The 13041-nt window shown below is 39.0% G+C and carries 13 protein-coding genes; 8 read left to right on the top strand and 5 right to left on the bottom strand.

The window, feature by feature from the left end:
- Window positions 1-13: 13 nt before the first annotated feature.
- The 4 genes from rsgA (at window position 14) to EOK74_RS19590 (ending at window position 4890) form a co-directional block, all read left to right on the top strand.
- The gene (rsgA, locus tag EOK74_RS19605; protein ID WP_133471813.1) at window positions 14-1045 is read left to right on the top strand and encodes a small ribosomal subunit biogenesis GTPase RsgA; all 1032 of its coding nucleotides are present in this window, start codon (window positions 14-16) and stop codon (window positions 1043-1045) included.
- 118 nt (window positions 1046-1163) lie between these two features.
- On the top strand, window positions 1164-2024 hold the full coding sequence (gene asd / locus EOK74_RS19600) for an archaetidylserine decarboxylase (protein WP_133471812.1): 861 nt from the start codon (window positions 1164-1166) through the stop codon (window positions 2022-2024).
- 4 nt (window positions 2025-2028) lie between these two features.
- A complete protein-coding gene (locus tag EOK74_RS19595) occupies window positions 2029-2895 on the top strand; it encodes a DMT family transporter (RefSeq protein WP_133471811.1) in 867 nt (288 codons plus the stop codon).
- 165 nt (window positions 2896-3060) lie between these two features.
- Window positions 3061-4890, top strand: coding sequence for a monovalent cation:proton antiporter-2 (CPA2) family protein (locus tag EOK74_RS19590; RefSeq protein ID WP_133471836.1), 1830 nt, complete (start codon window positions 3061-3063; stop codon window positions 4888-4890).
- Window positions 4891-4923: 33 nt separating this feature from the next.
- Here EOK74_RS19590 and EOK74_RS19585 read toward each other — a convergent pair whose 3' ends face one another.
- The 5 genes from EOK74_RS19585 to gpmI all read right to left on the bottom strand — a co-directional run bounded on the left by EOK74_RS19585 (window position 4924) and on the right by gpmI (window position 9898).
- Window positions 4924-5328, bottom strand: coding sequence for a MerC domain-containing protein (locus EOK74_RS19585; protein WP_133471810.1), 405 nt, complete (start codon window positions 5326-5328; stop codon window positions 4924-4926).
- A 104-nt stretch (window positions 5329-5432) separates the two neighbouring features.
- Complete coding sequence (locus tag EOK74_RS19580; protein ID WP_133471809.1) at window positions 5433-6359, bottom strand: DUF808 domain-containing protein; 927 nt, start codon at window positions 6357-6359, stop codon at window positions 5433-5435.
- Window positions 6360-6362: 3 nt separating this feature from the next.
- The gene (locus tag EOK74_RS19575) at window positions 6363-7076 is read right to left on the bottom strand and encodes a divergent polysaccharide deacetylase family protein (protein ID WP_239024187.1); all 714 of its coding nucleotides are present in this window, start codon (window positions 7074-7076) and stop codon (window positions 6363-6365) included.
- 124 nt (window positions 7077-7200) lie between these two features.
- Window positions 7201-8286 carry a murein hydrolase activator EnvC family protein gene (locus EOK74_RS19570; protein ID WP_420818944.1) on the bottom strand — a complete coding sequence of 362 codons (1086 nt, stop codon included), beginning with the start codon at window positions 8284-8286 and terminating at the stop codon, window positions 7201-7203.
- A 79-nt stretch (window positions 8287-8365) separates the two neighbouring features.
- The gene (gene gpmI, locus EOK74_RS19565) at window positions 8366-9898 is read right to left on the bottom strand and encodes a 2,3-bisphosphoglycerate-independent phosphoglycerate mutase (protein WP_133471807.1); all 1533 of its coding nucleotides are present in this window, start codon (window positions 9896-9898) and stop codon (window positions 8366-8368) included.
- Between the two features lie 259 nt (window positions 9899-10157).
- Between gpmI and EOK74_RS19560 the strand changes: the two genes are divergently transcribed.
- Genes EOK74_RS19560 through gpsA form a run of 4 tightly spaced genes read left to right on the top strand, consistent with a single transcriptional unit; the run spans window position 10158 to window position 12392 of the window.
- Entirely contained in the window at window positions 10158-10583 is a 426-nt protein-coding gene (locus EOK74_RS19560; RefSeq protein WP_133471806.1) for a rhodanese-like domain-containing protein, read from the top strand.
- A gap of 14 nt (window positions 10584-10597) precedes the next feature.
- The gene (grxC, locus tag EOK74_RS19555) at window positions 10598-10855 is read left to right on the top strand and encodes a glutaredoxin 3 (RefSeq protein ID WP_133471805.1); all 258 of its coding nucleotides are present in this window, start codon (window positions 10598-10600) and stop codon (window positions 10853-10855) included.
- A 25-nt stretch (window positions 10856-10880) separates the two neighbouring features.
- Window positions 10881-11381, top strand: coding sequence for a protein-export chaperone SecB (gene secB, locus EOK74_RS19550; RefSeq protein WP_133471804.1), 501 nt, complete (start codon window positions 10881-10883; stop codon window positions 11379-11381).
- A 15-nt stretch (window positions 11382-11396) separates the two neighbouring features.
- On the top strand, window positions 11397-12392 hold the full coding sequence (gene gpsA / locus EOK74_RS19545) for an NAD(P)H-dependent glycerol-3-phosphate dehydrogenase (RefSeq protein WP_133471803.1): 996 nt from the start codon (window positions 11397-11399) through the stop codon (window positions 12390-12392).
- The last annotated feature ends 649 nt before the right edge of the window (window positions 12393-13041 follow it).

The following is a 13041-nucleotide window of genomic DNA, read 5'->3' as shown; positions in this document are numbered from 1 at the left end:
AGCAAAGATTAACGTGGCAAAAAAACCAAAACTTACTCATCGTCAAAAACGTCAAGTTTCAGTAAACCGTTCTAAACGTCTATCTGAGCCCTCCAAAAAGTCAGAACTTGAAGATAGCCAGTTAGGTGAACAACAAACTGGACGTGTTATTGGTCGGTTTGGAAAACACGCTGATGTTGAAGATACTGCTGGCATAACTCATAGATGCCATATGAGACGGACCATAGGTAGTGTAGTCTGCGGAGATGAAGTGTTATTTCGTCCAGGAAAAGATCAGACACTCACCATTAGCGGTATTATTGAAGCGGTTCTGGATAGAAAATCGGTACTTACACGACCAGACTTTTACGACGGTGTTAAACCTATTGCTGCAAATATCGATCAAATTATTATTGTCAGCTCGGTACTGCCAACCTTGTCTTTGAATATAATCGATAGGTACTTGGTGGCTTCTGAGGATGTTGAAATTACCCCTGTTATCTTGCTGAATAAAGTTGAATTACTTAACGAACAGCAAAAAAGTGAAGTCGAAGAGCAACTCAACACCTATCGAGATATAGGTTATCAAATTGTCTATACCAGCTGTAAAACACAAGCAGGAATTGAGCAATTAGCAGCTTGTTTAAAAGATAAAGTGAGTGTTTTTGTGGGTCAATCAGGTGTTGGGAAGTCTAGTTTGATTAATGCCCTATTACCCGATGCCGACGAAGTAATTGGTGACATTTCGGACAACTCAGGTTTAGGCCAACACACAACCACCACGGCAAAGCTTCTGCACTTCCCAGCGGGTGGTGACTTAATAGATTCTCCTGGTGTTCGAGAGTTCGCACTTTGGCATCTGCCATCTGAGCGTTTGACCTATGGTTTTAAAGAATTTAGAGACTATTTAGGAGGCTGTAAATTCAGAGACTGTAAACATGGTGACGACCCAGGCTGCCTAATAAAAAAAGCAGTAAATGATGGCAATATAAGTCAACAGCGATATCTCAGTTATCATAAAATACTGGCAAATATGGACGAACTTCGCCCATCTCACGCCAAATAACCCAGAGCATTAGAACTTTAAATTCTACTAGCATATAGCCTATTGAACTTAGTGAAAAATACACCTACTAAAATATTCAGGTACAATTTTAGATGGATTATAAGCTAGGATTTTAATTTTGTTGGATTCATTAAAAATTGCACTGCAGTACATTACCCCTAAGCACCTACTATCTAGATTGATTGGGAAACTCGCAGCTGCTGAGGCCGGAGCTCTTACTACGGCTATCATTAAGCTTTTTATCAAGCAATACAAAGTTGATATGGCTGAGGCGTTAGAATCAGATCCAGGGTCTTATCCATCTTTTAATGCTTTTTTTACACGATTATTAAAAGCCGATGCTAGAACTATTTGTGCCGATGAAAATCAATTGGCCCTTCCGGTAGATGGAGCAGTGAGCCAATTAGGCGATATAAACTTTGACTCTATTTTTCAAGCAAAAGGCCACGATTATAGTTTAACCACTTTACTAGGAGGCAAGCCTGAAATAGCCCAACCTTTCTTAGGGGGGAAATTTGCCACGATATACCTATCACCAAAAGACTATCACCGCATTCACATGCCTATTGATGGCCAACTAACCGATATGATATATGTTCCTGGTGAGTTATTTTCAGTTAGCCCGCTAACTGCAGAACGAGTACCAGGCTTGTTCGCTAGAAACGAACGTGTAGTCGCTATTTTTGATACCGAAATTGGAAAAGTGGCCATGGTTTTAGTAGGGGCAACGATTGTTGCTAGCATAGAAACTAAATGGGCCGGTACAATCTCACCACCAACAGGGAAAACCGTACAGCATTGGAAATATCCCGACCAAGGTGAAAACGCTGTAACCATCAAAAAAGGTGAAGAAATGGGCCTCTTTAAGTTGGGCTCAACTATTGTTGCTTGCTTTGAAGCTAACACGATAGATTTCGCAGAATTAGTAGCGGGAGACGTTACGCGCCTCGGCGACGTTTTTGCAACAATTAAGAAATAACTAAGTGGATCCCGTTAAAAAAAGCTTAATTTCTCTGCACTTCACTGTAGTTTTATTAGGGGCCACAGCGCTTTTCTCGAAAATAATACCGTTATCGGCCATTGATATTACCTTTGGACGTTCAATTGTTGCGTGCCTGATGTTAGTGGTTATTCTAAAACTCACGAAACATAAAATAAGGCTACATAGTAAGAAAGATTATGGAGTAGCTCTAATTCTTGGCCTTCTAATGGCTGCTCATTGGGTTACTTATTTCGCAGCGATGCAATACTCTTCTGTATCTGTAGGAATGATAGCCTTGTTTACTTTCCCCGTCATTACCGTATTGCTTGAACCTTTTTTTGAAAAAATACGCTTAGTTTGGCAAGACCTATTTAGTGCTTTGATTGTATTGTTTGGAATTTGTCTAATTGTTCCAGAGATTTCTTTAGATAATGACGTCACCTTAGGCATTTTAATCGGGGTGGTTTCAGCTCTGTTATACGCACTTAGAAATCTAATCCATAGGAAACATTTTTCCCATTATTCTGGTGCTCACGCAATGGCTTACCAAACACTTGTTATATTTGTATGCCTGAGCTTTTTTTCTTCAGAGCAATTGTTCACAGCTGATAAGCATACTTATATTTGGCTTTTAGTTTTAGGTACTTTTTTAACTGCGTTACCCCATGCCCTTATAGCAGCCAGTTTACGGCATTTACGCGCAAAAACCTTTTCTCTAGTAGCCTGCATGCAGCCATTTTGGGGGACGATCATGGCCATAGTCATTTTGAATGAGCAGCCCAATTGGCAAACATTTTTAGGGGGTGTATTAGTTATATCAGCTGCCATATATGAAACAATTAGTGCTCAAAAACTTCACGGGAAATAACCCTACAAATAGAAATACTGATATTCTACAACCCGATTAAAATTGGCAACACTCCTATTCTCACTCTCCCAAGAGGAGAAGCTCAATTCAACTAACCATGTTATAAATAACGTAGCACAGCTTGTAATACACTCAATACCACAACACTAATGACAAGGGAAAATGATGTTAGAAATGGCACTTATTTACTTAGTAGCAGCTATTGTAGCTGTGCCAATCGCCAAACGTTTAGGGTTGGGCTCTGTACTTGGTTATTTAATTGCAGGAATACTCATAGGTCCTTTTGTTTTAGGGCTAGTTGGTGACCAGACTGATGCAATGCATTTTGCGGAGTTTGGGGTAGTCATGATGCTGTTTTTAGTCGGTTTAGAGTTACAGCCAGCCCGATTATGGAAGTTACGTCACTCAATTGTGGGGTTAGGAGGTTTACAAGTTTTACTAACCAGTGCTTTGTTTTTTATAGCTGTTCACTTAGTTTTAAAGCTAAGGTGGGAGACTGCGCTAGCAATAGGGCTAATGTTATCTCTATCGTCTACAGCTATTGCAGTGCAAACCTTGACAGAAAAAGGTTGGATTAAGCAAGAAGCTGGGCAAAACGCCTTTTCTGTACTTTTATTCCAAGATATTGCCGTCATTCCGATTTTAGCTTTGTTGCCCTTAGTTGCCTTTTCGGACTTGACCAACGCTACACCTAACCATACTAATCTAATTGAACATTATTCAGCTTCCATACAGGTGATTGTTTCTTTGGCAATCATCGCGGCAATTGTATTTGCTGGAAAATACATTGCAGCTCCCGTATTCCGTTATATTGCAGAAACACGGATACGTGAAGTGTTTACAATGTTTGCATTATTTTTAGTTATTGCTATTGCTGTTTTGATGCAAAAAATTGGCTTATCACCTGCTCTAGGAACATTTTTGGCTGGAGTGGTCTTGGCAGAGAGTGAATTTAGACGTGAGTTAGAAGTAGACATTGAACCATTCAAAGGCTTGCTTTTAGGATTGTTTTTTATCACAGTTGGTGCATCAATAGACTTCCCATTGTTTGTCTCTGAGTTTTACAATGTAAGCTTGTTTGTGATCGCACTTATTACAATTAAAGCACTAGTTTTATGGGCTCTGGCATGGTTGTTTAAAATTAAAAGTAAGCAGCAATTACTATTTACGGTTGCCTTAGCGCAAGGTGGAGAATTTGCTTTTGTACTACTTTCACTTACCAGCTCCTTAGAAATTTTAACTACAGAACAAACTAAACTGACGACTCTTGTCGTAGCTATTTCCATGCTAATGGCCCCAATGTTAATGATGCTCTGCGAGAAAATCATCAATAATGGAAATAGTAAGCAACCGAAATTCGACTCCCCAGAGAAAATTGAAGCGACTAAAAATGTAATCATTGCTGGCTATGGGCGTTTTGGTCAAGTAATTGGCCGTTTACTAACAGCACAGGGTTATCACTTGTCTATTTTGGACCATAGCCCCAACCAAATAGATCTATTAAGACGTTTTGGTAGTAAAGTTTACTACGGAGATGCAGCTCGGGGAGACTTGCTAGAAGCTTCGGGGGCAAGCGATGCACAATTATTGGTAATTGCAATTGACGATGCTGACAAAATACTAGAGATAGTAAAAATTGCCCAAAAGTATTATCCAAGTTTAAAAATTGCTGCACGAGCTATTGACCGTCGCCACGCATATCAATTAATGAATCTAGGCATTACAACATTTAAACGTGAAACCTTCGACTCAGCGCTCAACTTAGGAGTACAAGCCTTAACACTGTTAGGAAATAACGAAACTGAGTCACAAAGAGCGGGTAAACTATTTGCAGAACACGATATCGAATCCTTAACGACGTTAGCTGAATTGTGGGGGGACGATCATAGTTACGGCGTGGCAATCAAGCAACGCACTGAGGATTTAAAGCAGGTATTGAGCAAAGATAAAGAGGCACAAAAAAAATTAGGAACCTGTAAAAATAATGAAACCTAAAGCCTGCTTGTTAACCTAATTTATCAAGGTTAGTTAGGAGCTTGCACACCCAGAGTTGCAGTCCTGACAGCTTTGGCAAAGTTTCAGGTTAACAATGTGCGCCCCTACAATTAATATTGCACCTATAGCCACTGTAAAAGGTTCGTAAGACTCACCAAACATATCTTTATTCCAGTAAATTACACCACCTAAAGCTAAACTGTATAAAGGGTAGAGCTGTCTATGATAACGGTAAAAACCTGAAAACAAAGCCCAAAAACCAACTACCATTGAGATAGATAAAATAGTTCTCTCAAACCACCCTTGGGCAAAAAATGACGCACCTATAAAAGGAATAATAGGAATAAGCACAGGTAACAACAAGCAATGTAGTGCACACAAACTTGAGGCCCATATACCTAGTCTGTCTAGTAAGCTTCTATCATTATTAACTTGCATTAAGATACCACTCCAATTTTCGGGGCGTTATAGTATAACATTTCAAAAAATATACAAGAGGTCATATCCAGTTAAGACGAACAAATTTCAATCGTTAACTAAAGTTAGCGCTTTATTCTTTTTATAACGGTAAAAACAATTAATACGATAGCACCAGCTATTACACCAACTAAACCTTCAAGTAAAATTGGGGCTAATATAGAAATAAACTGTATGCCTTCGAAGGTAAGGAGCATAGGTTCTAACAAATGATGAATAATTGAAATACTGTGAACCAAAATTCCCCCGCCGACTAAAAACATAGCAGCGGTCCCCACTACAGATAGTGTCTTCATCAACAGCGGAGCCACTATTAATAAAGCACGACCGCAGGCTCTCTGAAAAGTATTAAAGCCACCAGTAACCGACTTTCTTAGCAAATATAAACCTGCATCGTCTAGTTTAACAATACCTGCTACCAACCCGTATACTCCAACTGTTATTGCAATGGCCAGTAGTGAAACCACTGCAACTTGAGTCATAAAGGGTTCGGCTTGTACCGTACCTAATACAATCACTACAATTTCTGCTGATAAAATAAAATCGGTACGAATTGCTCCTTTTATTTTATTTCTTTCTAATGCCACCAAGTCCGCTTGAGGATCAGCAACGGCCTGTAACTTTTGTTTATGTTCTTCATCTCGCTCTTCTTTTGAATGCAAAAATTTGTGAGCAAGCTTTTCGACTCCTTCAAAACATAAATATAAACCACCGAGTATTAAGAGTACGGTAATTAGCCAAGGTAAAAATGCGCTAATTAAAAGAGCTGAAGGCACTAAAATCAGTTTATTTAAAAATGAGCCCTTTGCCACGGCCCACACGACCGGTAATTCTCTCTCAGCTTTGACACCGGAAACCTGCTCCGCATTCAACGCTAAATCATCGCCTAGTACTCCAGCCGTTTTTTTAGCTGCAACCTTTGAAAGCACAGCGACATCATCTAAAATAGTCGCGATATCATCAATTAAAGCAAGTAAGTTTGCAGCAGCCATAGATTAATCCTTAAATGAAAGTGGTAATGAAGCAGTGTACTTTGGCAAAATATCACTCAGCTTAGACAATGTTATCTGTTGTTTCTTAAGTTCAGGTAAATGCCCTTTCAGAAAATTTAAAGTTTCTGGATGAGGATGTGCGATTCCTACTGCATACCCATTCTTTTTTGATAGTTCAATTAACCGGTTAAATTGGATTTCAATTTCTTTTAACTCAACTACATGATCTAGAAATACATGCCTCATAATATTTGGTACACCAACCTGCTCAGCTATGCGTTGAGCTTTACTGTATCGAGTAGTTCGACTATCAACAAAAAACAAGCCTTTATCTAATAAAAACTCCATTGTCACAGATAAGGGAAATGATAGTTGCGTAAACTTGCTTCCCATATGATTATTTAATCCAATAGCATTAGGAACACTGTCTAATGCATTTTGTAGGCTACTCAGAATATCTGTGGCAGACATATTAGACAATAAAACACCTTGTTCTTGTTTCACGCCACCCAAAGATTCCATAGGCATATGCAGAATCACTTCTCTGTGCTGTATCGCAGCTTTTTCGGAAAAGCTTTTAGTTAGTGCCTTATTGGGAAGGATAGCAAAGGCAATATTTTCAGGTAATGAAAACGCTTCTGCATCTTGTGATTTGTTTCCCATATCATCAATAATCAAAACAATTTGTGATGATTGCACTGAAACGGTGATGGTCAATAATAAAAAGCTTATAAGGAAACGCATTGAATAATGATTAATCTCTTCTTTAATTAGGGGCTAATTTAAAATCACAAAAAACTAAGTAATTCATAGACTTATTAATTATGAGTGATTAAAGCCTTTAAAGTTTCAACCAAGAAACTGGATTGACAGGTTTGCCTTTATGGCGAATTTCAAAATATAAATTAGGTCGACTCTGACCACCACTTTGGCCTAAAAGAGCAACAGATTCACCAGCAGTTACCGAATCACCAACTTGCTTTAGTAGCGCTTGGTTATGCCCATACAAGCTCATAAAACCATCTCCATGATCTAAGACAGTGACTAATCCAAAGCCTCTTAACCAATCTGCGTATAATACTTTTCCATCATGTATAGCAATTACGTCATCGCCAGAGTTACCGTAAATAACGATACCCTTCCACTTTATTTGCCCCTGCCTAAATCGACCAAACATTTTACGTAAGGTGCCCTTAGCGGGTATCAACAAACTGCCTTTTTGTTTACTTAAACCATTTAAGCTGACACTTTGCTGGGCAACCCTTTGCTGGGCTCTAGCTAATGCCTCCGTTAGATTTTTTTCATTGACTTGTAATTGGGCTATTTTAGCTTCATCAGACTCTATAGAAGCTTGTAGTTTAGTCATTGTGACTTGCCTACTCGCTAATTGTTTTTTCAAAACGTTTTGCTCTGATACTTGCTGGTATTTGAGGCGTTCCAGTTCTGACTGCCCTTCTATTAATTTTTCTCTAACTAATTTTAAATCTTTGACTAAGACATTAAAACTGTCAATTTGCTCTTTTCTGGCTTTATTTAAATACTGGTAATAAGTAATACTTCGTTCAAAATTAGCTGCATCTTCTTGGTTTAGCAGCATTTTTGCAAAATCATAATTACCTGTCATATAAGCGCTTCGAATCTGCTTAGCTAATTCAGATTTTTGTTGATTTAATGCATCTTGATATTCTTCTTGCTGCTTCAGTAACTTTGCTTGCTCTTTTTGATTATTAGCTATTTGGTTATCTGTATGATTTAAACTTTTAGCGGTTTGAGCAACATTTAGTTCTATTTTTTTTAAATTCTCTTGAAGCTTTTTGGCTTCGTTTAGCTGTTTTGCTATTTGTTTCTTTTTATCTTCAATTTGTTTTTGAATTAACTCTAAATCACTTTTTTCTTGAGCCAAAAGTTGGGGAGTCGTTGCTAGCAATAAAAACACTATCGAAACTAAGCTGCGAAATAAACGGCTTAGTTTCGATGGTTGTTTAATGACAAACGGTTTCAAAAGCCTAAGCCAAGGTCACAATAGGTGTTCCTGTCATTTCGCTAGGTTGTGGCATCCCCATCAAATGCAACATAGTAGGGGCTACATCACTCAATGTTCCGCCTTCTCTAGCAATTGATTTTTTTCCAACATGAATGAAAGGAACCAATTCACTAGTATGTGCGGTATGTGCTTGTCCTGTTTGTTCATCTTGCATTTTTTCTGCATTACCGTGATCAGCCGTAATTAAACAGTCCCCACCATTTTCTTTAATCGCTTCTACAATTCTTGCAATACATGAATCAACAGCTTCACAAGCTTTTACTGCGGCGTCAAAGTTACCAGTATGACCTACCATGTCACCATTAGGATAATTGCATATGATGGCATCAAACTTACCAGATTTTATTGCCTCGACCAATTTATCGGTGAGTTCTTCAGAGTTCATTTCTGGTTGCAAGTCGTAAGTTGCTACTTTAGGTGAAGGGATCAAAATACGTTCTTCACCTTCATAAAGCTCCTCACGCCCACCACTATAGAAAAATGTTACATGAGCGTATTTTTCTGTTTCTGAAATGCGCAACTGAGTTTTATGATTTTGTGCAAGCCAATCCCCCATAACATTAACGAGTGGTACAGGTGGATATGCTGAAGGGGCATCGATGCTCTCTGCGTATTGTGTCAACGTAACAAAAGCACTTACATTAATATGTTTACTTTTAGGAAACTCATTGAAGTCTACTTCAACAAACGGACGACTAATTTCACGAGCTCTATCTGCCCTGAAGTTCATAAAAAAGACTGAATCGCCTTCTTCAACAGGGCAAGCGTCACCAATAACGGTGGCTTGCATAAACTCGTCATTCTCATCTCTAGCATAAGATGCATCTAAGGCTTCAATTGCATTCTCAGCAGCACAACTACCTGTTGCATTTGCTATGAGGTTATAAGCTTTCTCTACGCGATCCCAACGAGCGTCACGGTCCATCGCATAATAACGGCCAACTAATGTTGCAGTTTTACCGACACCTAGATCTTTAAACAAGGCATCTGCCGCTTCAAGTGGCTTTTTAGCGCTTCTTGGCGGAGTGTCTCTCCCATCTAAGAAAGCGTGAAGATATAACTTCTTAGCACCACGTTTCGCCGCCATTGTTAACAAAGCAAAAATATGGTCTTGATGGCTATGGACTCCACCTGCAGACAATAACCCCATTACGTGAATAGCTTTATCTTGAGTAATCGCTTTATCAAGGTTGCTAGTTAAGATTGGATTTTCATAAAAATCACCATCATCTATTGCTTTAGTCACACGCGTAAAGTCTTGATAAACCACTCTTCCAGCACCTAAATTTACGTGGCCTACTTCAGAATTTCCCATTTGACCTGGCGGTAAACCAACATCCATACCAGAGCCTGAAATCAAGGTATTAGTGTAAGAATCACATAAACCATCTAATACAGGGGTGTTAGCATGTGCAATTGCATTGCTAGTTAAGTCTTCACGATGGCCCCAGCCGTCTAATATAATTAACGCTGTGGTCTTTTTTTTCTCGGTCATTATCTAATCCTCTTGAATGAACTATGCATTTAAAGTTGATTGGTGCTTAAACCCTAATTTCAACGTTTACTTGAATAACACTAATGGTATCTTTACTGGCGGTGCTCGTCACGACCATTTCACCTAAAAAACTAAATGGATAACAATAAGTTATTCATCGCTTATAATATCAAAGTATTTGGGGGCTAGTTTCTATCAACAAATTCTATATACTTTGGCCTCATTTTTTTAAGTAATTACGTAAAGAGACTCAATCCATATGGATCAATTAATAGAATTTGTTACTAACCACTACATATTGTCTGGTTTGTTTGCTGCCATTTCAGTGGCATTAGTTTATTCAATCGTTGCTGGGCAACTCTCTTCAGTAAAAGATTTAGGTACTCACGAAGCTACTTTACTTATGAATAAAGAGGACGCATATATTTTAGATATTCGCCCTGTAGCTGAATTTAAGAAAGGCCATGTGTTGGGCTCTAAACAAATCAAAGCTGATTTGGTAAATAAGGCAGACTTTAGCCCCCTTGAAAAATTAAAAGACAAACCCATAATTGTTATCTGTGCCATGGGCATGACATCAAAACGAACGGCTGCACAAATGTTGAAAGCAGGGTTTGAGAATGTTGTAACATTAAAAGGTGGCTTTAACGCTTGGCAAAGTGCCAACTTACCAATTACTAAGTAGTATCGAGAACAGCAATGAGTAACGTAATTATATATACAAAAGGATACTGTCCCTATTGTCATAAGGCAAAAGCTCTATTGACTGACAAACAAGTGAATTTCAAAGAAATTGATATTGAAGTACAGCCCGAGTTACGTGGTGAGATGATAAGTCTTGCGGAAGGTCGCTCTACTGTACCTCAAATATTTATTAACAATAAGCATGTAGGCGGTTGTGATGACTTGTTTGCATTAGAAGCGAAAAATAAACTAGATAGCCTATTAGCTAACTAATCAACTAAAGTGGAAGGACATTACAATGGCTGACGAAAATCAACCTAACGAAGCTGCAGAGCAGCCAGCGGCTCAAGGCCCTCAATTCGCAATTCAAAGAATTTATACTAAAGATATTTCATTTGAAGCACCTAATTCACCAGCTATGTTCCAAAAAGAATGGAAACCAGAAGTAAAATTAGACTTAGACACAAAAAGTAACCCAATCAGTGAAGGTCTATATGAAGTTGTTTTATCTGTTACCGTAACAGCATCAATTGGTGATGAAACTGCTTTCCTGTGTGAAGTTCAGCAAGCAGGTATATTCAGCATAGGTCAAATGCCTGAGCAAAATATTGCGCAAATGATTGGTGCATTTTGTCCAAATACATTGTTTCCATATGCCCGCGAAGCAATCTCAAATTTAGTTAATAGAGGAACTTTTCCTCCACTAAATTTAGCGCCTGTAGATTTCAATCAGGTATTTGCAGCATATATGCAAAAGCGTGCTCAACAAGACCAAGCTCCTCAGAAGCTTGATGCGTAAACGGATACCGACGCATTGAACTCTGTATGCGTTTTAGGAGCGGGATCTTACGGTACCGCTCTAGCGTTTTGCCTTTCTAGAAATAAAGTAACAACAACTTTATGGGGGCGAAATAAAAACCATATTGATTCTATGTCTAGAACTAGAACAAATGAAAAATACCTATCTGGTTTTACATTCCCTGACTCATTATCATTAGAGCCTAACTTACAAAAAGCAGTAGCATCCAGTCATGATATTTTAGTTGTAGTTCCAAGCAGTGCATTTGCAGAAACATTAAAAAACATACAGCCTTATTTAACCCCAGAGCATCGAATTATTTGGGCAACGAAAGGATTAGAGCCTGAAACAGGAAGACTACTACATGAAGTAGCAGTTGAAATATTAGGTAAAGATCTACCTTTTGCAGCTCTTTCTGGCCCGACATTCGCCAAAGAAATGGCCGCAGGCCTCCCTACAGCGATTTCTTTAAGCTCTACTGATGAGACCCTAGCGACTGAGTTTTCAAACAAACTACATTGCTCTAGTACATTTAGAGTTTATAAAAATAATGACTTCATTGGCATTCAGTTAGGTGGAGCCGTTAAAAATGTCATTGCTATTGGCGCAGGTTTAGCTGATGGTTTAGGTTTTGGTTCTAATGCTAGAACAGCACTGATTACTAGAGGGTTAGCTGAGCTTACCAGACTAGGTATCAAAATGGGTGCAAAACCCGAAACCTTTACAGGCATGGCAGGCTTAGGTGATTTGGTATTAACTTGTACCGACAATCAGTCTCGAAATCGAAGATTTGGCTTAGCTTTAGGGAAGGGCGCATCCATTGACGAGGCTATATCTGAAATCGGCCAAGTTGTAGAAGGATATAAAAACACTAAAGAAGTACATATTTTAAGTGGGCGAATTGGTGTTGAAATGCCTATATGTGAACAAATATATTTAGTTCTATATCATAATAAATCAGTCAAGGAAGCGGCAATTACACTCCTAGCAAGAGATAAAACAACAGAGTAACTTAGTTACACCTAGCCTATTGCAAGATACTCCTTGAGTTAGCATAACACTTCAAATAATACGAAGCCCCTGACCAATTACAACTCATCCACGGCCCCCCTCATTAAACACTACCAGTACTCATTTGCAGTTATCTAATTGATGGTATTTAAGTACTGGCCTAGGTTATCTAAGGATAACCTAGGCGCTTCTAGACAGATATTCTAACTCTATCAACTTCCTAACAAAAATTTACAGTTGACTACTTTAATTTACCCAACACCTGAATGCAAAAGGCTACTCTTTCGGATAGCCCTTCTTCTAAATAGGACCCTGCTGGGCTGGCCTTCCAGCAGTGTGCGGGGCACCCCGTGCGACCTATATGGATGGTGGAAGTGCAGAAAAGTGTCTGGAACATTTTCTGTCTACTCTCGCATGGGGGAAAAATGGTCTTTTTAGGAACACCGTTCCGCTCCATTTTTCAACGAGCCAAGGATGGCGAGTTTGGGTGAGCATCATCAGGGGGAAATGCCGTCTTGAGACGAGCACTGCTTGGCAAGGCATTTTCAATATGACATGCGACCGCCATGGATGGCGGAAGGTAGAGCAATGCAGGAGCAATTTGCCGAGATGTCATATTTGGGTGAATATCATCAGGGATGTGCACACT

Origin of the sequence: Paraglaciecola marina (assembly GCF_004360155.1) — a bacterium.
Lineage (GTDB): Bacteria > Pseudomonadota > Gammaproteobacteria > Enterobacterales > Alteromonadaceae > Paraglaciecola > Paraglaciecola marina.
The sequence above is the reverse complement of the archived record's forward strand: the minus strand, read 5'-3'. Positions and strand labels throughout refer to the sequence as shown.

What these genes read in the sequence shown, in the direction of transcription:
- EOK74_RS19590 (WP_133471836.1), top strand. Translation starts at nt 3,061, where the DNA reads ATGTTAGAAATGGCACTTATTTACTTAGTAGCAGCTATTGTAGCTGTG.
- EOK74_RS19585 (WP_133471810.1), bottom strand. Translation starts at nt 5,328, where the DNA reads ATGCAAGTTAATAATGATAGAAGCTTACTAGACAGACTAGGTATATGG.
- EOK74_RS19580 (WP_133471809.1), bottom strand. Translation starts at nt 6,359, where the DNA reads ATGGCTGCTGCAAACTTACTTGCTTTAATTGATGATATCGCGACTATT.
- gpmI (WP_133471807.1), bottom strand. Translation starts at nt 9,898, where the DNA reads ATGACCGAGAAAAAAAAGACCACAGCGTTAATTATATTAGACGGCTGG.
- EOK74_RS19560 (WP_133471806.1), top strand. Translation starts at nt 10,158, where the DNA reads ATGGATCAATTAATAGAATTTGTTACTAACCACTACATATTGTCTGGT.
- grxC (WP_133471805.1), top strand. Translation starts at nt 10,598, where the DNA reads ATGAGTAACGTAATTATATATACAAAAGGATACTGTCCCTATTGTCAT.
- secB (WP_133471804.1), top strand. Translation starts at nt 10,881, where the DNA reads ATGGCTGACGAAAATCAACCTAACGAAGCTGCAGAGCAGCCAGCGGCT.